Annotated in this window: 20 protein-coding genes; 9 read left to right on the top strand and 11 right to left on the bottom strand. The window is 46.3% G+C overall.

Annotated features, from left to right (window positions below):
• Positions 1-9: 9 nt before the first annotated feature.
• Together NWE96_11615 and NWE96_11610 are read right to left on the bottom strand one after the other, a co-directional pair.
• Positions 10-1,746, bottom strand: coding sequence for a type II secretion system F family protein (locus NWE96_11615; protein MCW3984616.1), 1,737 nt, complete (start codon positions 1,744-1,746; stop codon positions 10-12).
• The gene (locus tag NWE96_11610; GenBank protein MCW3984615.1) at positions 1,724-3,643 is read right to left on the bottom strand and encodes a type II/IV secretion system ATPase subunit; all 1,920 of its coding nucleotides are present in this window, start codon (positions 3,641-3,643) and stop codon (positions 1,724-1,726) included. Before NWE96_11610 ends, NWE96_11615 begins: the two co-directional genes overlap by 23 nt.
• A gap of 190 nt (positions 3,644-3,833) precedes the next feature.
• Between NWE96_11610 and NWE96_11605 the strand changes: the two genes are divergently transcribed.
• On the top strand, positions 3,834-4,529 hold the full coding sequence (locus tag NWE96_11605) for an acetate--CoA ligase family protein (protein ID MCW3984614.1): 696 nt from the start codon (positions 3,834-3,836) through the stop codon (positions 4,527-4,529).
• A 218-nt stretch (positions 4,530-4,747) separates the two neighbouring features.
• On the opposite strand, the gene NWE96_11600 is transcribed toward NWE96_11605, so the two are convergent.
• Both NWE96_11600 and ileS read right to left on the bottom strand, forming a co-directional pair.
• Positions 4,748-4,921 carry a hypothetical protein gene (locus NWE96_11600; protein MCW3984613.1) on the bottom strand — a complete coding sequence of 58 codons (174 nt, stop codon included), beginning with the start codon at positions 4,919-4,921 and terminating at the stop codon, positions 4,748-4,750.
• A 9-nt stretch (positions 4,922-4,930) separates the two neighbouring features.
• Complete coding sequence (gene ileS, locus NWE96_11595) at positions 4,931-7,966, bottom strand: isoleucine--tRNA ligase (GenBank protein MCW3984612.1); 3,036 nt, start codon at positions 7,964-7,966, stop codon at positions 4,931-4,933.
• A gap of 324 nt (positions 7,967-8,290) precedes the next feature.
• On the opposite strand from ileS, the gene NWE96_11590 reads away from it, so the two are divergent.
• The 3 genes from NWE96_11590 (at position 8,291) to nadA (ending at position 9,931) form a co-directional block, all read left to right on the top strand.
• Complete coding sequence (locus tag NWE96_11590; protein MCW3984611.1) at positions 8,291-8,515, top strand: DUF4258 domain-containing protein; 225 nt, start codon at positions 8,291-8,293, stop codon at positions 8,513-8,515.
• A gap of 5 nt (positions 8,516-8,520) precedes the next feature.
• Complete coding sequence (locus NWE96_11585) at positions 8,521-8,739, top strand: DUF2283 domain-containing protein (GenBank protein MCW3984610.1); 219 nt, start codon at positions 8,521-8,523, stop codon at positions 8,737-8,739.
• 280 nt (positions 8,740-9,019) lie between these two features.
• Positions 9,020-9,931, top strand: coding sequence for a quinolinate synthase NadA (gene nadA, locus NWE96_11580; GenBank protein MCW3984609.1), 912 nt, complete (start codon positions 9,020-9,022; stop codon positions 9,929-9,931).
• On the opposite strand, the gene nikR is transcribed toward nadA, so the two are convergent.
• On the bottom strand, positions 9,928-10,335 hold the full coding sequence (gene nikR / locus NWE96_11575; protein ID MCW3984608.1) for a nickel-responsive transcriptional regulator NikR: 408 nt from the start codon (positions 10,333-10,335) through the stop codon (positions 9,928-9,930). The two genes, nadA and nikR, sit on opposite strands and share 4 nt — an antisense overlap.
• Positions 10,336-10,386: 51 nt before the next feature.
• The gene (locus NWE96_11570; protein ID MCW3984607.1) at positions 10,387-11,790 is read right to left on the bottom strand and encodes a hypothetical protein; all 1,404 of its coding nucleotides are present in this window, start codon (positions 11,788-11,790) and stop codon (positions 10,387-10,389) included.
• Between the two features lie 52 nt (positions 11,791-11,842).
• Here NWE96_11570 and NWE96_11565 point away from each other — a divergent pair, with 52 nt between their 5' ends.
• The 3 genes from NWE96_11565 (at position 11,843) to glnA (ending at position 14,825) form a co-directional block, all read left to right on the top strand.
• Entirely contained in the window at positions 11,843-12,769 is a 927-nt protein-coding gene (locus NWE96_11565; GenBank protein MCW3984606.1) for an RsmB/NOP family class I SAM-dependent RNA methyltransferase, read from the top strand.
• Complete coding sequence (locus tag NWE96_11560) at positions 12,766-13,242, top strand: hypothetical protein (protein MCW3984605.1); 477 nt, start codon at positions 12,766-12,768, stop codon at positions 13,240-13,242. Before NWE96_11565 ends, NWE96_11560 begins: the two co-directional genes overlap by 4 nt.
• Before the next feature lie 218 nt (positions 13,243-13,460).
• Positions 13,461-14,825: a type I glutamate--ammonia ligase gene (glnA, locus tag NWE96_11555; GenBank protein MCW3984604.1), complete on the top strand. Its 1,365-nt coding sequence runs from the start codon at positions 13,461-13,463 to the stop codon at positions 14,823-14,825.
• A gap of 45 nt (positions 14,826-14,870) precedes the next feature.
• Here glnA and hisS read toward each other — a convergent pair whose 3' ends face one another.
• Positions 14,871-16,148 carry a histidine--tRNA ligase gene (gene hisS, locus NWE96_11550; protein ID MCW3984603.1) on the bottom strand — a complete coding sequence of 426 codons (1,278 nt, stop codon included), beginning with the start codon at positions 16,146-16,148 and terminating at the stop codon, positions 14,871-14,873.
• 228 nt (positions 16,149-16,376) lie between these two features.
• Here hisS and glgP point away from each other — a divergent pair, with 228 nt between their 5' ends.
• Positions 16,377-18,056 carry an alpha-glucan family phosphorylase gene (glgP, locus tag NWE96_11545; GenBank protein MCW3984602.1) on the top strand — a complete coding sequence of 560 codons (1,680 nt, stop codon included), beginning with the start codon at positions 16,377-16,379 and terminating at the stop codon, positions 18,054-18,056.
• A 150-nt stretch (positions 18,057-18,206) separates the two neighbouring features.
• Here glgP and NWE96_11540 read toward each other — a convergent pair whose 3' ends face one another.
• Both NWE96_11540 and NWE96_11535 read right to left on the bottom strand, forming a co-directional pair.
• Positions 18,207-18,461, bottom strand: coding sequence for a hypothetical protein (locus NWE96_11540; GenBank protein MCW3984601.1), 255 nt, complete (start codon positions 18,459-18,461; stop codon positions 18,207-18,209).
• A gap of 52 nt (positions 18,462-18,513) precedes the next feature.
• Entirely contained in the window at positions 18,514-19,746 is a 1,233-nt protein-coding gene (locus NWE96_11535; protein MCW3984600.1) for an isopropylmalate synthase, read from the bottom strand.
• A 190-nt stretch (positions 19,747-19,936) separates the two neighbouring features.
• On the opposite strand from NWE96_11535, the gene NWE96_11530 reads away from it, so the two are divergent.
• Entirely contained in the window at positions 19,937-20,116 is a 180-nt protein-coding gene (locus NWE96_11530) for a hypothetical protein (GenBank protein ID MCW3984599.1), read from the top strand.
• A 121-nt stretch (positions 20,117-20,237) separates the two neighbouring features.
• Here NWE96_11530 and NWE96_11525 read toward each other — a convergent pair whose 3' ends face one another.
• Together NWE96_11525 and NWE96_11520 are read right to left on the bottom strand one after the other, a co-directional pair.
• Positions 20,238-20,972, bottom strand: coding sequence for a hypothetical protein (locus tag NWE96_11525; GenBank protein MCW3984598.1), 735 nt, complete (start codon positions 20,970-20,972; stop codon positions 20,238-20,240).
• Positions 20,969-21,427 carry a hypothetical protein gene (locus NWE96_11520; protein ID MCW3984597.1) on the bottom strand — a complete coding sequence of 153 codons (459 nt, stop codon included), beginning with the start codon at positions 21,425-21,427 and terminating at the stop codon, positions 20,969-20,971. Before NWE96_11520 ends, NWE96_11525 begins: the two co-directional genes overlap by 4 nt.
• Positions 21,428-21,481 lie beyond the last annotated feature (54 nt).

The following is a 21,481-nucleotide window of genomic DNA, read 5'->3' as shown; positions in this document are numbered from 1 at the left end:
GCGTGTCTCCTATACCAGTTTAATGAATTGCGGAATCAACTTTGCACATACAACAGCTATTATGACTAGTATGGCTGAGTGTTTTAGTCCAGACGCTATGGAGTCGTCGCTGATTTTTCCCGCAACCATGCCGATTAGGAAGCTGTGGAAAATCACTGACGAGATGAATATGGTTTCCATCAAGGTGTTGGGTGGTGGAGCTGGTTGACCAGGCACGGTTATGCCTGTGGTTAAGCCCATCATCATAACGGTGGTTGCCACCAGTAGAATTGACGCTAAATATGGCATCATGATGTAGGGGCGTACGCTCATCTTCTTTTCTTTCTCGACTTCTTGGGTCATGTTGTTGAAGCGTGCCAGTGAATCAATCATCGCGATGGTGCCTCCGCCGACGTCGATGGTTTCGACTAGGAGGAACATTACGATCTGGACCATCCAGCTGCGGGTGCGATTTAGGAAGTCAGTCATGACTTTCTTTATAGGTATGCCCCACGAAATGTCGGAACTGATTTTTCGTAGTTCTTTACTGAACGCGCCGTAGTCTCGTTTTGAGAGGCTTTCGATGCATTTTTCTGGCGAGAGACCTGTTTTTCTGACTTCGGTTAAGTCGCGTAGAAAGCTTGCGACGCCATGTTCCATGCTGCTTTTGGTCTTGGACAACTTCATATGTACTACCGCTGGCGGTGCTGCAACGATGAACAGTGAAACAGCTAATGCAACGGGTAAGTCTACGCCGATGGCTTGGAGCTGAGTGAACAGCGGCAACTCGACCATGCCCATGAAGTTTGTTAGAAGCAGGAAAAACACTATACCCAGAACGCTTGAGATGCCTAAGACTTTGTAGGGTCGCATCTCGGTTAGCGGCGTTTTTGTCTGCATGCTGTGCGCCAGGTAGATGAACATCATCGAAAGCATGGGTGTGAAGATGAAAGTATACATCAACATGCCTGAGTAAGCTGAGAGGTCACTGTTTGCGTTTGATACAGTTGTGGTGACTGTGCTTGTTTGAAGGTTGTTAACTGCGAACAGAATGTAGAAGCACAATGACATCATGACTTCGACTATGATGAAAGTTTCCAGTAGCATGCCTAATCGGTCTGCGGCGGCTTTAACTCGGAGTCCACGCGCCTTGAAGATGTCTTCTGCTTTGCGTTCCAAGAAGTGACCAATGTCTCCACCTATGATGACAGTTGAAGAGTAACCGCCCAAGAAGTCTTTGAAGAGGTCAAGGGGTGTTTTCTTGGCTGCACTTTCAAGTGCGGTAAGTGGGTCTACACCAAAGATTTCCACATCTTTAACGATGTCTCGGGCTTCTTTGCTCATGGATGGCATCAAGTTGACTTCGGTTAGTCTTCTGAAACTGTCGTATGGTGCTATGCCACCTGAGGACATGACGCTGATGTATGCTGCAGCGAAGGGTAATTCTCGCTCAAGGCTTGTTGAGCGGTCGCTGGCGTTGTTGAGTGGAACGACTACGAAGCCTGCCATGATGAAGAGGGGAAGAAAAGTCAATATTAAAAGCGGTAAAACTCCGAATGTTATCGCAAGCACTGCCGCTACAACTGAGATAGGAATCGTTATGACTACGCAGAAGAGCATCAGTGCAATGTAGGTTTCAGGGTAAATCTTTACGCGTCCACGTTCCAGCGTGCTTGGTAGTGTGGGAAAAACTTTTTTGAGGAAGTAAGGAGAAAACCGCCCAAACAGGCGGAAAGACAGTGCCTCAAACTTTTCTAGGAGCGGCAACCGCCTTGACCTCCTCGCCATTCATGATTTTGTCGTAGAATTCTTTGGGTCGCGCGTAGTACTCTGCAATTATAGCTGCGACTTCTTTGTAGCTGCGGATGTTTTTCTGCCGCATCCAACGTAGCACGTCGCTGCGTCGTTTCATCTCTGCAATGAGTTGGTCGCGTTCTAAGCCGAGGCGTTCGGAGATATGAGTCAGTAGGAAACTTGAGTCTAAATCCATGATTTGCTCGTCTTTAACTGGATCCCATTTGAAGGGGTTGACGTATTTTTCGAACTCAACTATTTCGTTCACTGAGAGCACTCGGCGGAAAGCGCGTTTCTCGCCGTTCTTAATCAAGTGAACTCGCTGCACAGACATAACAATGTTCATCAGCGGAATGTAAGCTGGAGATATGTCCATCGGTTTCTGTGTTAATCTTTTAACAGCTGACTGAACGTTTTCAGCGTGCATCGTACACATACCACCGTGGCCTGTGGCAAGCGCCTGAAACAGCACATAAGCTTCTTGACCTCGGACTTCGCCTACAATCATCAAGTCAGGTCTGTGACGCATACAAGTTTTAACGAGGTCGAATAGAGCGACTTCACCGACGTTGTTGCCGCCTAACCCGTAGCTTTGACGCGCAATCAAAGAAACCCAGTTCTCGTGCGAGAGGTTTAACTCTGCAGTTTCTTCGATAGTCATAATTTTGCTGCCTGGCTTGATTAAGCAACCTAACGCGTTGAGTGCTGTGGTTTTGCCTGCGGCTGTTCCACCGAGCACCATGACTGATGCGCGGTTCTCAAGACAAATCCAGAGGTAAGCCGCCATTTCCTCAGTGAAAGTGCCGATGTTAATCAAGTCGATAATTGAGTATGGGTCGTCGCGGAATTTTCTTATAGTGAACGCTGTGCCAAACGGAGTGATTTCTCTTCTGTATGCGACTGCGAGACGATGCTTACCTGGAAGCGAAGCGTCAACGATTGGGAAAGCGCTGCTGACGTGTTTGCCTGCCATGTGCACGAATTTAACGACCAAGTTATCGAGGTCCGCATCGCTTTCAAACTGCAAGTTTGTCTCGATGCTTTCAAACACGCGGTGCCAGATGTAGACGGGTTTGTTGACACCGTCGCAGGAAATGTCTTCTATGTTAGGGTCACGCATCAACGGATCGATTTTTCCGAAACCAACCAAATCGCGTTCAGCGTGATAGAGAATCTTGTACCACGAAACATCTGGAAGCCAACCGAGGCTGATGCGGTATTTGTCCACGATTTTTTTTGCTTCTTCTGCGAAGAATTTGCGTGGATCAGTAATTTCCTCTTTAGGTGAAACGATCTCGGCGAGCAGGATTTCTAGGACCCTGTTGTATATGCCGCGTTCCATGGGGTCAAGTTGGAGTTCGTCGAGGATGTATTTGTGTTCGCCTGTGGTGGGGTCTTGTACGATGACGACTTGGCTGAAGGGTTCGTAGAGTGGATATCTTTCTACGATTTTTACGCCTTTAGGCAGACTTTTTGGTGTGGCTGAGAGTGTAGTTTCTATTTCTGGTTTCTTCTTTTTAGTGCCCAAAGATAGTTTGATGCCTTTTATTTTTGTGAAAAAGCCGACTTTTTCTGTCGTCTGGACGGGTTCTGTTTTCTTTTTGCTGCTAAATGCGAGTTTTATTTTTGTTGAAAAGCTGACTTTTTCTTGTTTCACATGGGGTTTGGTTTCTTTCTTTTTCGGGGTAAGTTTGATTTTTGGTAGTTTGATGTTTTTTATTTTTGTTGAGATGCTTATTTTTTCTTTCTTTTCTGTGGTTGATGTTTTCTTTGAAGTTTGGAAGCTTTGTTTGATTTTGCTTCCTGTGTTTTGGAGTTTTGCCTTTATTCTGGCAAGTAAACTTGGGGTTTTTTCGTTTGAGGGGGACATCTGGACACGTCAATATTGTTCGGAGGCTGAATGCTATTAAGTATTGCGTCTCACTAAACACTACTGTAAATCTGTTTAACACATAAACAGAAAAAACCAAAAACAAACAAAAACCGCCCACAACAACCAAACAATATTTAAAACACCCCACCAACCACTACCACATCACACGCTAACAGTGGAATAAACAATGAACCAAACCTCAAAAATCATCAACCAAGCCAAAAAAGAAGGCAGAAAAGCCCTCTTAGAACCAGAAGCAAAAGCCATCTGTACCGAATACGGCATATCCACAAACAAATTCAAGCTGGCAAAAAACGCCAAAGAAGCCGCCAAATTTGCAGATGAAATCGGCTACCCAATCGTCCTAAAAATTGTCTCCCCCGACATCATCCACAAATCCGACGCGGGAGGGGTCCTTGTTAACCTAAAAACCGCAGAAGAGGTCGCCGCTGGTTACACAAAAATAATCGAAAACGCCAAGAACTACAAAGCAGACGCTGAAATCGTCGGGGTGCTGGTGTTGGAGATGGCTCCGCAGGGCACAGAGGTTATCGTGGGCGCAGTTAAAGATCCACAGTTTGGGCAAACCGTGATGTTTGGGCTCGGCGGTATTTTCGTTGAATTACTAAAAGACGTAAACTTCCGAGTTGCACCCATAACTAAAGCAGACGCAAAAGAGATGATTACTCAGCTCAAAGCGTTCCCGTTGCTCAACGGTTACCGCGGCTCCAAACCTGCAGACATAGACGCGCTCGCAACAATAATCGCTAACGTCTCCAAGTTGGTTATGGATGAGCCAAGCATCAAAGAGTTGGACTTGAACCCTGTCATGGCTTATCCAAAGGGTGCAAAAACAGTCGACGCAAGAATTATCCTTGAGTAAAATCTTTTCCTCTTTTTTAGTCTCTAAATTAGTTTTTTAATTTTAGTTCACTGTCGCTCTGTTTGTTCTATTGCACAAAAAAACAGTCGCCACATAACGGCGCAAATAAAAAACACAATCAAGCCACACTAATAGGCTTAGAGATCACCCAAGAGAGCGAGCGTGTTTTCGTTTTTGTAAGAGACAAAAAAATTAACTATTTGGAAAAATTGTTTTTGTTATTCGTCGCTGTAACCGTGTTCCATTCGGCCATGCGTCTTCTTGTACAGATAATCGTGCTGCTCTTTGTTGACGCCGAAAGTTTCGGTGTGTTTTTTTAGGTCTGCCTCGGTGAAAAATATGCAAGCACAGTGCGGGCATTTGTAGGTGTGGTTCTGGTTTTTCTGCGCCATCAATTTCGCCTAGTGAATGTTTATGTAGATTTTTTTGCCGTCCAATTCTGACTCATGCCAATCCGCTGTGACTTCGCTGCGGCTTGCGTGTAAGTAAACTTTTCTGGCGCGCACTAAACCTGCCATCTCTTCCAAATACGACTCAAGCAGTCCTATACTTTCAGTGTCTAACTCTGCGATGTGAATCGCATCCAGAACTTCGGTGGGTACAAACCCTAACTCTTTACGAAGCGCCTGCACACGTCTTGCCAAGTCACGCATTATGCCTTCACCGAGGAGTTTGTCGTCGCGTTGTCCGCTTACAAAGACTGTGATGTCGTCTTCTTGGCTGCTGACCCAACTTTCTCCGCCAACGTAGTCGGGAACTGCGGTTGCGTATTCTGCGGATTTTACGTTGATCTGTTCTAGGAATAAGCTTTCAAGAGTTTTCAGTGCAGCTAAGGTTTTTTCTGGAGCCACCACAATTGCTTTGGCAAGTGGCCAACGACGTTTAAGTTTACCCTGTTGCCGTGCTGCAAAAGAAATCGAAACCACTTTAAGCAAAACCTCGAACTGTTCCTCCACAGTTTTGTTTACTGCAGCAGTGTTTGGTTTTGGCCAAGCTGCCAAGTTTACTGTTTCGGGTAAGTCGGGTTCGAGTTTTCGGTAGATTTTTTGATAGAGTGCTTCTGCTAGAAACGGCGTAATCGGGTTAAACAGCAAAGTCACAGTCTTTAATGTGTTGTGAAGTAGTGCGTAGATGGTTTGGCGGCGCTCGGTGGTTTCTGGGTCGTCTGTCCAAAGTTCCTTTCTAATCATCGGCACATATAGGCGACTCAGTGTTTCAATAACGAAGTCGTCAAGCACCGCCAATGCGGCGTTGAATTCGCAGCGCTCCAACTTTACAGTGTAATCTGTGATGCGTTGCTGCAAAACTGAAAGCATCCAGACATCAGCTGCTTGTAGTTTTCCAGTTTTTAGTGCCCAATCGAACGAGTACTTTTTGGGGTTGAATTCGTCGAAGGATGCGTTTTCCATGAAGAAGCGGCTGAGGTGGTAGAGTGTGGAGAGGACTTGATAGCTTCTGCGGGTAAGTTCCTGCATATCAAAGCTCATGAAATCGGTGGGTGAACATTTACGGGTCATGTAGAAGCGGCAGAGATCAGCGCTTGTTTTTGCGAGTAACTCGTTTGTTTGGACTACGTTGCCGAGGCTTTTACTCATCTTGCGCCCTTTAGCGTCCTGTGTTAAGCCCTGAAACAAAAACGCCTTGTAGGGTGCTTCTGCTTTTCCAGTTAAGATAACACGTTCGAGCAACAGCGAGTTTGCCCAGCCACGTGTCTGGTCAATTCCTTCGGTGAGAAAAGTTGTGGGGACGTATTTTGCTTCTTCCTCGTCACTGAAGCGTGCATGGGGTGAAGCGCCGCTGTTATGCCAAGTATCCAGCACAAAATCTTCACGGCGCATTGTGCCGCCGCATTTGCTGCATTTGATTGTGATTCTGTCAACCCACGGCTTGTGCAGCTCGAAGTCAGATGGGATTTCTTGTTGTGCGGCTTCGAGAAGTTCTTTTTTGCTTCCGACTAAACGGTGTTCGCCGCATTTTTCGCAGGTCCACATCGGCAGCGGTGTACCCCAGATGCGTTCGCGACTGATACACCAGGGTTTGCCTTCTTTGAGAAAACCGAGGAAACGGTTTTTGGGTTCTTCATAGAAGTATTCGACTTTGTCTGCAGCTTCGAGAACTTTCTGATTAATTTTGTCGGTGCGCAAAAAGTATTCTTTTCGTGCAAGCCAGACAAGTTTGTGGTGACTGCGCCAACAGGTTGGGTACTCGTGCCTGGTTTTTTTGAGCGCTACAAACGCGTTGTGGTTACGCATCTCCTCCACAACCAGCATGTCTGCGTCTCTTGCAAAGACGCCTGCGAATTGTCCTGCGTCTTTTGTGAATTTTACTTCGTCGTCGTAGGGCGCAAAAATCGGGACTTCACGGCGCTTTGCTGCCCAAAAGTCGTCTTCACCGTTGCCCGGTGAAAGATGCACAACGCCTGTGGCTGTGTTTACGTCTACGAAGTCTTCACCCACCACGTGGTGAACAAGGGGGTGTTTGGTTTCTAGTTCTGCCTGTTTGGGGATTATGTCTTTAAGTGGGTAATCGTAACCTTTTCCTTCAAGGCTCTTGCCTTGGATGGTTTCTGTGATTTGGTAGTTTTTGATTTCAAGCTCCGCCATGACGGGTTCGACACGTTGCTTAACCATTATCCAGATTTCGTCGCCGACTTGGACTTTGACGTATTCGGCTTCTGGCTGCACCGCAAGCATCGTGTCTGTTATGACTGTGAAGGGCATGGTTGTCCAAACAAGGAAATACTCGTTTGGAGTGCCTGCGACTTTGAATTTAAAGTAGAATGAGGGATCTTCGACTTCTTTGTAGCTGCCCTCGTAACCGACTTCGGCGCTGCTGAGGCTGGTTTGACAACCGGGGCAGTAAGCAACGACGTAGTGTCCTTCTTCGAGGAGACCTTGATCCCAAGCGGCTTTGAGGATTTGCCATTCCCGCTCGATGTAGCTGTCTTTGTATGTCCAGTACGCTTTATCTTGATTAATCGCTATGCCGAGGCGGCTGTCGGCTTCAAGCCACATCGCGTGGTAACGCATGATTGCTTTTTTGCATTCTTCGATGAAGCGTTCCATGCCGTACTTTTCGATGGATTCCCGCTTGTTGCGCACTCCGAGGAGTTTCTCTACTTCTAGTTCGACGGGTAAACCTTGGCAGTCCCATCCTGCCCAAAACGGCATGTAGTAGCCTTCCATGGTTTTCCATCGGTAACGGATGTCCTTCATTATTCTTCCACGTGCATGACCGATGTGTGGGATACCGTTTAGTGTAGGTGGTCCCTCGACGTATCCGAGGTTGCCCTTTATTGCGGGCGAGTTTTGTAGGGCTTCGAGTTTTTCTCGTATCTGGTTTTTTGTCCAGAATTCACGGATTTCTTTTTCCAATTCAAGCGGCGTATAATTTGGTGGAAGTGTGTTTTTGTTTTGCTCAGCGTTTTGGGAGGTCAAATCCATTACCGTCACGCAAAATATGCAAAAAGACTATATAAAGTATAAACAGCAACAAAACCCGCTGCAAATGAGCTATTGCGACTGATGCTTCGATTGATTTGTGTCCCTTTATTTATGGAGCGCATACGCTTCTGTTTCCACAGTCGCTGAAGCCAGAAGCCACGCTGCTGCTCTGCCCCCTCTTCCCCTATTTTATATATAGTAGCTAAAAACCCAGTTATTTCAAGGATGCCCGGAGCCGCTCAAAATAGCGCAACAAACCCCAGGACTGAAGGATAGCAAATGTTTTATTTGCAGTCAACAAACAAGCTTTGAAAAGAAATGGTCCTCACCTACACAGAGCACGCTAAAGAACGAATGAAAAACAGGGCAATAACCAAAGCCGAAGTTGAAGAGACAATTCGCCATCCCTACTTCACCGTTCCCTCACGCCTCGACAGAATCATAGCTGTAAAAAAGTACGGCGACAAATACCTAAAAGTCATCTGCGAAAAGGGCAACGATAAAATAACCGTGGTCACAGTTTACTGGACAAGGAGACCCTAAAGCTTATGGTAAAGGTTGAGTACGACCAAAAGGCCGACGCCCTCTACATCTGGGTAAGAAAAGCAAAATACGACATAAGCGAAGAACTAGCCGAAAACGTCATAATCGACCTAGACAAAAACGGGCGCATCATAGGCATAGAAGTTTTAGACGCCTCAAAAAACATGGGACAAGAACTAGTTACCAAAATTTTGGCTACTGAGAAACTGGAAGCAACAGCATAAAAAATCACACGACGTCTCAAAGCTGACCTCCCCTCCCTTATATAAACTCGGATTGAGTGTTCTTTAGATATTTTTATTCAGATGCTGGCTAAGCCTTTGTTGTAAATGTTCCAAGCATAAAGCTGAACTTCGTCCGATAAGGAACCCGCAGTCATCCCTGCTGTTGACGTCTACATTTGTTCTGGGCTTTTTTAAGGTTAAAGCGTTTTTGTCGAAGCCAAAAACATATATCTGTTAACTATTCCTGTTTCTTTTCACCCAACTTGGAATCGGCGGAACTATGGATTTAACACAGAAAATCCAGCAACTCAAAAAAGAGAAAAAAGCCATCATCTTGGCTCACAACTATCAGCGTCCAGAAGTCCAAGATATAGCTGACTACACAGGCGACAGCATCGAGTTAAGCCTAAAAGCCATGAATGAAAAAGACGCCGAGCTGATCGTTTTTTCTGCAGTGGATTTCATGGCGGAATCTGCTGCGATTCTCAACCCAAACAAGAAGGTGCTCCTGCCCAGCTTAGGTGCACGTTGCCCAATGGCTCAGATGCTCACGGTTGACGAGATAAAGCGCGCTAAAGCCAAACACCCAGATGCACCTGTGGTTCTCTACGTTAACACCTTGGGTGCCTGCAAAGCGGAAGCGGATATTTGCTGTACAAGCGCCAACGCTGTGGAAGTAGTACAGTCACTGAAGGCGGACACAGTGTTGTTTGGGCCCGACATGAATCTGGCGGATTACGTTGCGGAGAAGACAGGTAAAACTATAATTCCTATTCCTTCACATGGGTTCTGCCCGACACATCTGCTTTTCCAACCTGAAGATGTACAAGTCCAAAAGATCGCTCACCCAAAAGCGGTAGTTTTGGTTCATCCTGAATGCACCAAAGAAATGCGGGCTGTTGCGGACTTTATCGGTAGCACTTCAAAGATTTGTAAATTCGCCAAAGCATCAACCGCTAAAGAATTCATCGTCGGCACAGAAGAAGGCATACTGCACAGGCTTCGAAAAGAGAACCCGACCAAAAAATTCTACCCTGCATATGAAGGAGCCATCTGCCCCAACATGAAACTAACTACGCTGGACAGAATCTACGTTTCACTAAAAGAAGAAAAACATTTAGTTACAGTTCCTGAAGCAGTAGCAAAGAAAGCGCGAGCTTCACTGGAACGGATGTTTGAAGTAAAAAGCTAAACTGAAACAATCATTGACTTGAGGATTTTTACGCCTCTTCTTGTGGCCAAGTCATCGCTTAAGTGCCGTATTTCTGAACCTTTACCTTTTACAGCTATGACTTCAAGACAGTCGTGTTCACCAAGGTGAATATGCATCGTTGAAGAGATAAGGTCTTGGTGGTGATGCTGTGAGTCTGTTAAGTCGCTTTCTAAATTGCGTGTCTCATGGTCGTAAACCATCAGTATTACACCTGTTTGGTTAGCGTTTTCTTCTTGGAGCCATTTGCGTTCTGAAACGTAGAGTCGCACTGCATCTTGGACGGCTTTGCTTCGGCTTTCATAACCCATTTTTTCTATGATTTGGTCAAAGTCTTTGAGAAGGTCAGGTGGGAAGGTTACGCCTACACGGACAATTTTTGACATGACTAATCACTCTGTATGATTGTTTGTTCTCCCTAAAAGCTTTTGGAAAAATCAAGCGATAGTCTTCCGCTTAAGTTCCTTTAAGGCGAAGGGAACAATCACCGCCGCAACGGTTAAGACCTCAACTTTTCCAATTGTCATCGCCGCAATAATCAGCCACTTGTAAGCCAGAGGCATCGCGATTGTGACTGTGCCCAGAGAAGCACCTGTGGTGGAGAGAGCTGACCCCACCTCAAATAGTGCATCAGTAAACGAGATTCCGATCGTTGAGAACAGCGCCGCAAACACAAGCAGTACCAAGATGAACAATAGAATCGTGGCAACTGCGGGTAATACTTCGGAGTTTTGCTCTTTCTTGGGTTTTGTGTTTCTGTGGAAAACAGTTTTTATTTGTTGGCTGGCTGCTTGGCCCACAGTTAGAAACCTTGATATTTTGATGCCTCCAGCCATCGAGAAAGCACAGCCTCCGATAACCATAACCGTAACCAATAGCAAGACGGCGTTAGTATTCAAAGACGATAAATCAAGATATGTCCCACCTGCTGTTGAGGACAAACTAACGACATGAAACAGTGACTCACCAAAACCGACATTTCCAACAAAAACCAAAGCAACACTAGCAGTAACCATTATCGCAAGGAACACTACGATTTCCACTGAGAGTAGCTTTTTGATTTTCCCTGTAAACAAGTGATAGTTAAATGCAAAGTTAACGGAACCCAGAAACATCATAATAACCATAAGACTTTGGGGAACAAACGATAGGTACTGGGGGAACTGCTGTGCACTGGGTGCAAAACCTCCTGAAACCGTGTCGATCACAAAGGTGGCTGTAGCTACTGAATCGCTGTATCCTGAAAGCAGAAATACCCCTGTGAAAACCAGAATAATCAGGGCGTAAATGGCAAAAACTAGGAAAAACATTTTCTTAAAATTCTTAATCAGATTATCAATACCCAACATGCCGCCCAGTCGGGGCATCGCACGTTTAGACTGAAAAAACGCCAACACCAAAAACACCACACCCACACCCCCCATCAACTCAGTTAAACTTCTAAAAACAAGTATGCATCTGGGTAGGGATGCGGTGTTTTCTATGAAGCTAAACCCGGTGGTTGTGAATCCTGAGACGCTTTCGAAGTAACTGTTGGTGAAGCGGTCAAGGGGGTTTGGGCTGTTGAAGGGGTCGGTGTAGATGTAGGGGATGGCGCCGATTAAGGGCAAGATGAGAAACGCTAAAAGCAGCAGTATGCTTGCGGATTTTACGTCTAAGTCTTTGCGTGCGCACAACGCGTTGAGCAAGAATCCGCCGCCTAAAAACGCGATGCACGTTAAGAAAAGCGGAATCAACTGCGCGGTTTCGTTAAAGACAAAGCCTACACCGATTGGCAGAATGGTAAGTAGTCCTGCGGTTTGGAGGAGGAAGCCAAGGTTGGCGAGTATGCGCTGGTTCATCTTGCAATGCAGTGTTCATCTATGATTTTAAGGCTTGCGTGGCTTTCTGGTTTTGAAAAGCTTTTATCCGCCGCCAATCACTTTCTGCTTGATGTCGGGAAAAGAATTCTTCCAAAACCGCTACCAACAACTCGGTTTTACATTAAAAGAGGTTAAGCTACGTCAAGCCATCCGAATCAACAACGCAAACGCTAAAGACAAAAACCTAATCGAACGCCTATCAGGGTTAGGCGTACAACTGGAGAAAATTCCTTTTTTGCAGTCGGGGTATTGGGTGGCTGAATCCAAAGTTTCAGCGGGCGCAACCGCGGAGTATCTTTTGGGTTTGTACTCAATTCAAGAAGCAGCCGCTCAAATCCCAGTGTCGCTCTTTTCAGATTTAAAGGGAAAAAGAGTTCTGGATTGCGCCGCTGCTCCGGGAGGAAAAACTGTGCAGTTGGCTGATGCCATGGCAAACACTGGTGGCATCGTGGCGTTGGATGTGGATAAGCGGCGTTTAGCTGCTTTGAGCAACCACTTGGAGCGTTGCCACGTTGCGAACACGGTTGTCTATTTGCTCGATGCAAGGCAGGCGACTACTCTGGGATTAAAATTTGATCGCGTGTTAGTTGATGCGCCTTGCTCAGGTAACTACGCCTCAGATAGGGACTGGTTCAAAAACCGCACCATAAAAGATGTGGAGCGTAACGCGGCTACTCAAAGACAAATCCTAACTGTCGCCTCTGAGTGCTTAACGGATCGTGGTGAACTTGTTTATTCTACTTGTTCGCTTGAACCTGAAGAAGACGAACTAAACATGGATTGGGCGATAAAAAACCTAAACCTCGAAATTCAAGAAATCGACTGTCACGGAACAAGGGGCTTAACAAATGTTTTTGGCAGAGAGCTGGACGCTTCCGTTGCGCGGTGTAGGCGGTTGTGGCCCGGAGACACGCAGGGCTTTTTTGTGTGCAAACTAAAACGGAGACGAAAACAGTGAAAGCCAGAGCAGTAACTAACTTTGCGTCACAGTTCGGTGTAAACCTATCCTTAAATCCTGAGTTAGTTGTGGAAAAGAACGGGCGTTTCTATTTCGTTAATGAAGCGTTGAAGCCTCTGCTAGTCCGCAAAGACTTTTTCTATGCAGGTGTTTTCTTGGGCAAAGCCAAGGAAGGCAAGTTTTTCCCCAGTTTTAACCTGCTCTCTATGCTTGCACAGAGGGGTGCTCACCGAATCGTTGTTGAACGCAAGGCTGCGTGGCTTTTTATCTGTGGCAGGCCGATTCTTGCGCAAAGCGTTCTGCAGGTTTTTGGTTCAGGCAAGAAAAATATACATGTTTTAGTGTTAAATGAGTTCGGCGAATGTTTAGGTTTTGGCAGAATTGTTGGAAACCTGAACGTAAAGGGTGGTATGGATGAAGTTGCAGTGCGTAATGTTTCTGATGTGGGAGATTTCTTGCGCAGGGAAAGATAATTGGGTTTTTTTGGTTATTTGACTAGTTAATGTTTGTTTTTAAGCGGTTTTTTTCAGCGCGAAACACTTTTGGCTGCAGTACATTATTTCAATTATTTGATGAGTTATTGGACAATTATCAACGGTGTTTGAGCGATAAACTTATATATGTTTACGTTTAATGTGAATTCCATAACACATGGAGAGCAAGCCAAACAGTCACAAGAGGTATTTGAAAAATGAAGAATTTTAAAAACGCGGCATGGAAAGAACAAGTAACAACAGTAGTTCAAAAAATCCAGGAAAACGACGTAAAATTTGTGAGACTGCAGTTCACCGACATAAACGGCTTCCTCAAAAACCTAGCCGTAAGCGCCAAAAACATCGAAAGTATATTCGAGAACGGGCAATCCTTCGACGGGTCATCAATCACAGGATACAGACCCATCGAAGAATCAGACATGGTTCTCTACCCAGACCCATCAACCTTCGCAGTCTTGCCTTGGAGACCAAAAGAAAAAGCCTCAGCAAGACTAATCTGCGACGTCTACACCCCACAAAACCAACGCTTTGAAGGCGACCCAAGATACATCCTCGAAAGAGCAGTTGAAAAAGCAGCAAAAGCAGGTTACACATTCATCTGCGCTCCAGAACTGGAGTTCTTCATCGTTAAAGAAAGCGAAAACGGCGGCTTACCAACCCCCATCGACTTAGCAGGCTACTTCGACTTCCACCCAGGCGATTTAACTGATGACCTCAGACGAGAAATTGCAGACACAGCTGAAGCCTTCGGCATCGACATAGAAATCAGCCACCACGAGGTTGCTTTGGGACAGAACGAAATCGACTTCAAATACGGTGAAGCTCTCGAAACCGCTGACCGCGCAATAACTATGAAGATGTGCGGTAAAGTCGTCGCAGCACGCAACGGCTACATCACCACATACATGCCTAAACCCTTCCAAGGCATCAACGGAAGCGGCATGCACACTCACCAAAGCCTCTGGAACAAAGAAATGACACAAAACCTCTTCTACGCCGACGACGCCAAAAACGGTTACCTCTCAGAACTCGCACGCAACTACATCGGCGGACAACTCGCACATGGACGCAAAATGGCGGCAGTCCTAAACAGTTGGCCAAACAGCTACAAACGTCTCGTCCCAGGATACGAAGCCCCAGTCTACCTCGCATGGGCACACAAAAACCGCAGCCCACTTATCCGTGTCCCCAACTTCGGCGGAAGAAAGAGCGCGGCCAGATGCGAAATTCGATGCCCAGACGGTGCAGGCAACCCATACTTACAGTTCGCTGTGCTACTTGCCACTGGTCTTGACGGCATAAAGAACAAGATTGACCCAGGCGACGCAGTAGAGTTAAACGTTTACCACATGAGCTATGAAGAACGCAAACAACGCGGAATCGTTTCATTACCAGAAAACCTAAAAGAAGCACTCGACGAACTTGAAACCAGCGACTTGATGCGTGAAACCCTCGGTCCAGTAACGTTTGAGAACTTCCTTAAAGAGAAACGTCACGAATGGGACCTCTACCGCTTACAAGTCACTGAGTGGGAAGTCAACCGCTACATCAAACGACTCTAAACAACAAAAAAGTAAGCCTTTTGGCTTACCCCAAAATTTTCTTTTTTAACTTTTAATTTTTTCAACCAACAGCGACAACGGAACCAGACACTGTTGGCGGGTTGCTAGCTCTTTAAGCATAACCGCACCTTCTTTGAGTTCCCGTTCACCTAAGATGACGGCGTAATCATCTTTTCGTTTGTCTGCGTCTTCGAGGGCTTTAGCCATCTTGCGGCCCATAACCTCAAACTCAACCGCGATTCCTGCTGCACGAAGATGCTGTGCAATCTTGAGCGCCTCAGCTTTCAACGAATCATTGATCGCCATAACTGCAACTTTTTTAGCTGTTTTTGCGGTGAACACGGCTTTTTGTTCCTGCAAAGCAATGGCAATGCGGTCTATGCCGTGTGCGCAGCCGACTGCGGGTGTGGGTTCGCCGCCGAAAACTTCGATGAGGCGGTCGTATCTTCCGCCGCCGCCTAAAGCTATCTCTAATTCGGGGATGTAGATTTCAAAGATCATACCGGTGTAGTATTCTAAGCCACGCGCAAATCCTGGGTCAACAGTAACTTTTAGGCCTGCACTTTGGGTGATTAATGCTAGGATTTCGTAGAGGTTTTCTGCTGCTGCTTGGGCCTTCTCGTATCCACTAACGTGGTTCTTTATCTGTTCAACGGTCTCTTTCCAGGTTGCGCCTTTGATTTCAAGTAAGCCTCTGAGCATTTCACGGCATTTCTCGGAAGCAACAAGACTGAGTGCTTCACCGTACTCTTTTTTATCCATACGTTGGAAAACTGCGTTTTGGGTTTTCTCGTCGATGCCCTCTTGATTTAGGATTCCGCGGATTACCCCTATGTGACCTATTTTGAAAGCAAACCCCTGCAAACCTAAAGATGCAACCATACTGTTTGTTAACAGCACGATTTCAGCGTCTGCTTCAGGCTTAGAGGAACCCATCAACTCAAAGTTTGATTGCCAAAACTCTCGGTACCTGCCTTTTTGAGGTTCATCGTAACGGTAAACTGTGCCTACAGAAAATAAGCGAAGCGGTTTAGGTTCATTTTTCAGCGCAGTGGTTACTAGGCGTGCGACTGAGGCTGTGAATTCTGGGCGTAGCGCCACTTGACGCTCACCCAAATCTTTGAAGATGAACATGCGTTGGCGGATTTCGTCGCCTGATTTGGCGCTGAGTAGCTCGAGAGGTTCGACGTGGGGGGTTATGACTTCTTTGAAGCCATAGAGATCGGCTGTTTGTCTGGCGGTAGCTATGATGTTTGTGAAGGTCTTTGCTTCTTCGCCGATGAGGTCGCGCATTCCGCGCACAGGCTGGAAAGTGGAAGGCATTTTACTGTACACCTAAGATAGCATTAAGATAATATGTTGTTCTTTTAAAGTCTCGCTCACAATTTCAGAAGAAAATGTTATGCGCTGTATGCGTAAAGGCCTGTTCAACACCTAAAGAAGCGATAAGCAGTATGGAAAGGTAGATATTTTACGGGTTCCACAGCAACACTATAATTGAGCTTAGATTGGACTGGGCTCCACTTTAAGTTCAGTTAATAGAGGGGAAACATGCAGACCGACGACTTACAGGGTGTACTAAAAGGACAAAAAATCGCCTACTTCTCCATGGAAGTAGGACTAACCAATGCGATTCCAACCTATGCAGGGGGGTTGGGCACCCTTGCAGGCGACGCCATCCGTTCCTGTGCCGACCTCAAAATACCCTTGGTTGCAGTCACCTTAATCAGTAAAAAGAATTATTTTAGGCAAAAACTCGACGCAAACGGTCGCCAGTCAGAGTTGCCCAATGAATGGGAACCCGAAAAGTTCATGACTCTTTTGCCAAACGAAGTTAATGTCCAAATTGAGGGCCGCACTGTTAAAGTCAAAGCTTGGCTTTACAAGTATCAAAGCATCACAGGCGGAGTAGTTCCGGTTCTTTTCTTAGACACAGATTTTGATTCAAACACTCAACAAGACCGCGAAATATCCTTCTACCTCTACGGCGGAAATGAACGCTACCGCCTCAAACAAGAAGCCATCCTTGGATTCGGCGGTGTGCGAATGCTTGACGCATTAGGGTTTAAGGTACGCAAGTACCACATGAACGAGGGGCATTCAAGTCTTTTAGCGGTTGAACTTTTACGGAAATACGCGATGGATGAGGAAAAAGTTCGTGAACTCTGCGTCTTCACTACCCACACCCCAGTTGAAGCGGGGCACGACAAATTTACCTACGACTTAATTCGTGATGTGCTCGATACAGTTGACCTATCAATCCTTACCGAATACGGCGGAGAAGAACGCCTCAACATGACCTGCTTAGCACTCAACTTAAGCAACTACGTCAACGGTGTCGCTAAGCGGCATCAAGAAATCTCCAGCAAAATGTTCACAGGCTACGAGATTCACGCAATAACAAACGGTGTGCACTCCTACACTTGGACGGGTGAGGCATACCGTAAACTCTTTGACAAGTACCTGCCAGGTTGGGCAATCGAACCTGAACTCCTGGCAAAAGTAGACCTTATCCCAGACGAAGAAATCTGGCTAGCCCATCATCAACAAAAACAACACCTGATTGATTACGCAAACCAAGCTACAGGCAGCCACTTGGAACCCGAGGTTTTCACGTTAGGTTTCGCACGCAGAGCAACCGAATACAAACGCGCAACCCTGCTGTTTTCAAACCTTGAACGATTACGTTCAATCAGCCACATACGCAAATTGCAAGCGATTTTTGCAGGCAAGGCACACCCCAGAGATGAAGGCGGCAAACGACTCATCGAGCAAATCTACAGTTTCGCGCGTCAGCTAAAGGGCGACATTGAAGTTGTTTACTTAGAAAACTATGATATGGATATAGCTGCAAAGATAGTTGGCGGCGTAGATGTTTGGCTCAACACTCCGCTTCGTCCGATGGAGGCGTCAGGAACCAGCGGTATGAAAGCAGCACACAACGGCGTCATGAACTTCAGCGTCTTGGACGGCTGGTGGATTGAGGGTTGGATAGAAAACCTAACAGGCTGGGCGATTGGACCGCACCCGAACGAAAATGTTGATGACCCTGTTTGCTTTGCGAAAGAAAACGAAGACCTCTACAACAAACTCGAATACGTCATCATGCCCACATTCTATGACCGCCGGGACCAATGGATTTCCTTGATGAAGAACTCGATAGGTAAAATTGCCTACTACTTTAACAGTCACAGAATGATGCGCAGATACGTTACAGAAGCATACCTATAACCAATTTCGCCGATATATGTTCCCCAAATTCCACTGCTTTAAACCCAAAATTTAGCGCTTCATTTTACGGCACAACACATGACAGAATATAGCGGGGATAATAACGTGATCCAACAATGCTGAGCCAAGTGTTAACCTCAAACCTTGATACTAACATTCGCCCAGTTTTTCTAGGTAAGTGACAAATTTTTCAAGTTCAGCCTTATCCATATGCACGATGGATTTGCGTTCCGCTTTGACGTATTTTCGGAAGGCATCCAGGCATTGAATGGCGTGTGTGTTTTGTTTGTAGGTTCGGATTTGGTCGCGCTCTATTTTTATGCGGTAGAGTGTCGCGATAAATGTGGCTAAAACAACCATCGTGTTTGTTACAATTACCAGCAGTGAAATATCCACGTCAACCATAGCGGTGCCCTTTTAAAATAGAAGGGAAAGAGGGGTTATTTTTGGTTTATGCTCAGCAGTGCCCGTTGCCGTTTTCAGGCAGGATTTTCAGGACACGGAGGATTTTTTTGAATTCTTCCTCTTTAAGCGATGCGCGGCGACCGTTAGCGTAGATGTCTTTGACGGTTTCAACCACCATGGCGACTGTACCGTCGTCGGGGACAGTTCCAGTTAATTCGGTGATTTTGTGTTTTATGATGCCTTTACCTGACTGTTTGCCGATAGTTAATCGTCGCGTGTTGCCAACCAACTCTGGGGGATAAGGCTCGTAGGTCCAGGGATCATTGAGAACGCCGTGTGTGTGGATGCCTGACTCATGTGCAAATCCATAGTCACCTACAATTGCTTTGTTAGGCGGCACAACGAAACCTGTGGCTTTGCCGATGAAGTCTGCGACTTGCTTGAGTTTCTGTGTTTTGCCCTCAAACTTTTTGAAGCCCCTGTGTAGGTAGAGGTTAAGGATGATTTTCTCGGTTTCTGCGTTTCCTGCACGTTCACCTATGCCCAAGTATGTGGTGCTTGCATACACTTTGTCGTATAAGCCTGAGGCAGCTTTTATTGCGGCCATAGTGTTGCCGACTGCGTTACCAAAGTCATCGTGAGCGTGGATTTCTATGGCGGGGATTTTGGTTTCCTTCTTGATTGCCTTCACTTTTGCGGGGATACCGATGGGTAGAGGCGCTTCTTCGTCGGGCAACCCGATGCCCACGGTGTCGCATATGCGGTAGCATTCTGCACCTGCGTCTGCAACGGCGTTGATGAATTTCTTTTCAAACGTCCAATCTGCGCGTGTGCTGTCTTCGCCGTGTACGAATGTGCGTAATCCGCAGGTTTTGGCTGCGTATTCTGTAACTTCGACTACGTTGGCTAGGATTTGTTCGGTGGTTTTTTCTGGCCATTTGGCTTTGAAGTGTATGAATGAGACGGGGTGGGATATTCCTACTTCTTTGAAGCCACATTTTACTGCGCTGTCGATGTCGTCTTTAACTGCGCGGCACCACCCAGCGATACGCATGTCGAGGTTTAGGTTTTGGATGAGTTTAGCTGCTTTTTTGTCCGGTTCTTGGTAGTGGAACATTTCTATGCGTTCAACGCCGACTTCTGAGAGTAGTTGCGCTACTTTGGCGGCGTCTTTTGGTCCAGCGGCTAATCCTGGCATTTGGAGGCCGTCTCGGAGGGTGGTATCATCTATTATTGCTTCGGTTTTTAGGGGCTTCATTTTGAAGAAGTAATCTTTTATGTCCATTTTTCGCTCTTCTCAGTCTATTTTTTGCGTTTCTCCCAACGCATTTTTGTAATGGATATTATCCCGTTATCTGCTGTTGATAAACATTTCTGTATAATGTTTGTAAGTTTGTCCAATAGAATATGTGACTTAACTTTTGTTTGTCTTGTCAGAATGTCAACAAAACCTTTACATAGCGACAAACTAAAAGTTGGAAAAAAGCGCCTTAAGCGTACCCGAAACCGCCAAAACATGCAACGCCACAGACAAACCAGCCACTGAAGTCACAGCCGCCAAAGAAGCACGCAGAAAAGGCAAACACACAAGTGAAACCCTAACCACCGCAACCTTACGCTCCACGTCGAACGAAACCAAAGCCAACCCAGACTGACTTGCCCCCACCTCACCATACAAACGCGTAAAAGACGCCCAAACAGCATCCAAAAAATCCCGCTCCGCTGGAACACCGTCACAATCAAGTTGAACTGCTAAATATCTACGTTTAACCCGCTTCAATCCTGTTTACCCTCCTTGACTAAACGAATGCCTGGAGCAACAAACGATGCATCGAGTTTTTCGCGGTTACGCTGAACAATAGCCATCGGATTAGAAGAAACAGCGTCCAAAGCCTCGGCTTCGTTTAACCCGAACAGGTAAGCTAAACTTGCCATGTCCCGAGGCATACGCATAAGGGAAGTCTCGCAGACACCGCTTGAGAGGACAACTGGAACTCGGAATTCGCGGGCAAGAACAACTTCGCGCCGCAAACTTGAAAGCAACCTCACACGTGGCGGACCCTCAAGCATCAGAAGAGGTTTTATGTTTACTTCTAAGGCGGTTTGGCTGCAGCTTGCAAGTTCTGCTTCGGCGCCGTCAAAAAACCGTTTACGGTAGTCTATGCTTTGGAAGTTTATGAGGTCGACGCGGTGGTCTTTGGCTGCTTGGCGAGCGATTTCTTTGTTGTCGCAGAAAATGCAGATAACTTCGACCTTGCGACGAGCTTTACGTAGGAAACGCATGAGGTCTTCTTGGTTCCGAGGTTTAAAGTCCGCCCTAACAACAAAATCCAACCCGACCTCAACACAAGTTGCTTTGAGTGCAAGGGTTTGGTCTTCTTCAAGTTGCCCGCAAAAAGGAATGCTGATAGCTGTGTAGCCCAGTTTTGCTGCCTTCTCGATCACACGCCGAGTTGACTGTGTATCTTTAGGGTTCACCCGTAAATGCAAATCCACAAACGTACGCTTCATGGCAGCAACCCAAACTGCTTAGCCAACTCTACAACTTCGTCGCTGGTTTTATCCCTAAAATGAACCTTCAAATGAATAGGATCATTCTGCGTAAACTTTGTCTGCCCCAAAAAAGCCGCCTGCTTATCAAAACGCAAGTACAAGTTCCCCTTCTCTAGGTGCAATTTGATTTCGTCGTTTAGCTGAGCCTTGTCTAAAGAGCTAAGGTTTGCGCCTATTTTCTCAAGTGCAGACGGGAGGAGTTTGCGGTCTGTTAGTTTAGCGGTTAGGAGGATAATGGGGTTTGAGTGGTGACCTGAAAGAGCGGCTTTTTCGAAAACTAATGATTCGGTAAGTGCTTCAGTGAAGAGGTTTTTTGTTGCTGTTTCTACCTTTGCTTGATTCTCTGTTGCATGAGCAAAAACTCGTACGTCGATGTATCCTACAGATTTGGTCAGGTCTCTGTTTTTCTCCATGGCGGTGCCTCTTTTCCTGCTGGTTGTATTCGATCTGGTGAGATTTAGAAGTTT

This window comes from Candidatus Bathyarchaeota archaeon, from assembly GCA_026014685.1.
GTDB lineage: Archaea > Thermoproteota > Bathyarchaeia > Bathyarchaeales > Bathycorpusculaceae > Bathycorpusculum.
This window is presented reverse-complemented; position numbering and strand designations above follow the sequence as displayed.

Excerpts from the sequence above, each read along its gene's own strand:
- NWE96_11610 (MCW3984615.1), bottom strand. The coding sequence starts at position 3,643 with ATGTCCCCCTCAAACGAAAAAACCCCAAGTTTACTTGCCAGAATAAAG.
- NWE96_11605 (MCW3984614.1), top strand. The coding sequence starts at position 3,834 with ATGAACCAAACCTCAAAAATCATCAACCAAGCCAAAAAAGAAGGCAGA.
- NWE96_11600 (MCW3984613.1), bottom strand. The coding sequence starts at position 4,921 with ATGGCGCAGAAAAACCAGAACCACACCTACAAATGCCCGCACTGTGCT.
- NWE96_11590 (MCW3984611.1), top strand. The coding sequence starts at position 8,291 with ATGGTCCTCACCTACACAGAGCACGCTAAAGAACGAATGAAAAACAGG.
- NWE96_11585 (MCW3984610.1), top strand. The coding sequence starts at position 8,521 with ATGGTAAAGGTTGAGTACGACCAAAAGGCCGACGCCCTCTACATCTGG.
- nadA (MCW3984609.1), top strand. The coding sequence starts at position 9,020 with ATGGATTTAACACAGAAAATCCAGCAACTCAAAAAAGAGAAAAAAGCC.
- nikR (MCW3984608.1), bottom strand. The coding sequence starts at position 10,335 with ATGTCAAAAATTGTCCGTGTAGGCGTAACCTTCCCACCTGACCTTCTC.
- NWE96_11570 (MCW3984607.1), bottom strand. The coding sequence starts at position 11,790 with ATGAACCAGCGCATACTCGCCAACCTTGGCTTCCTCCTCCAAACCGCA.
- glnA (MCW3984604.1), top strand. The coding sequence starts at position 13,461 with ATGAAGAATTTTAAAAACGCGGCATGGAAAGAACAAGTAACAACAGTA.
- hisS (MCW3984603.1), bottom strand. The coding sequence starts at position 16,148 with ATGCCTTCCACTTTCCAGCCTGTGCGCGGAATGCGCGACCTCATCGGC.
- glgP (MCW3984602.1), top strand. The coding sequence starts at position 16,377 with ATGCAGACCGACGACTTACAGGGTGTACTAAAAGGACAAAAAATCGCC.
- NWE96_11540 (MCW3984601.1), bottom strand. The coding sequence starts at position 18,461 with ATGGTTGACGTGGATATTTCACTGCTGGTAATTGTAACAAACACGATG.
- NWE96_11535 (MCW3984600.1), bottom strand. The coding sequence starts at position 19,746 with ATGGACATAAAAGATTACTTCTTCAAAATGAAGCCCCTAAAAACCGAA.
- NWE96_11525 (MCW3984598.1), bottom strand. The coding sequence starts at position 20,972 with ATGAAGCGTACGTTTGTGGATTTGCATTTACGGGTGAACCCTAAAGAT.
- NWE96_11520 (MCW3984597.1), bottom strand. The coding sequence starts at position 21,427 with ATGGAGAAAAACAGAGACCTGACCAAATCTGTAGGATACATCGACGTA.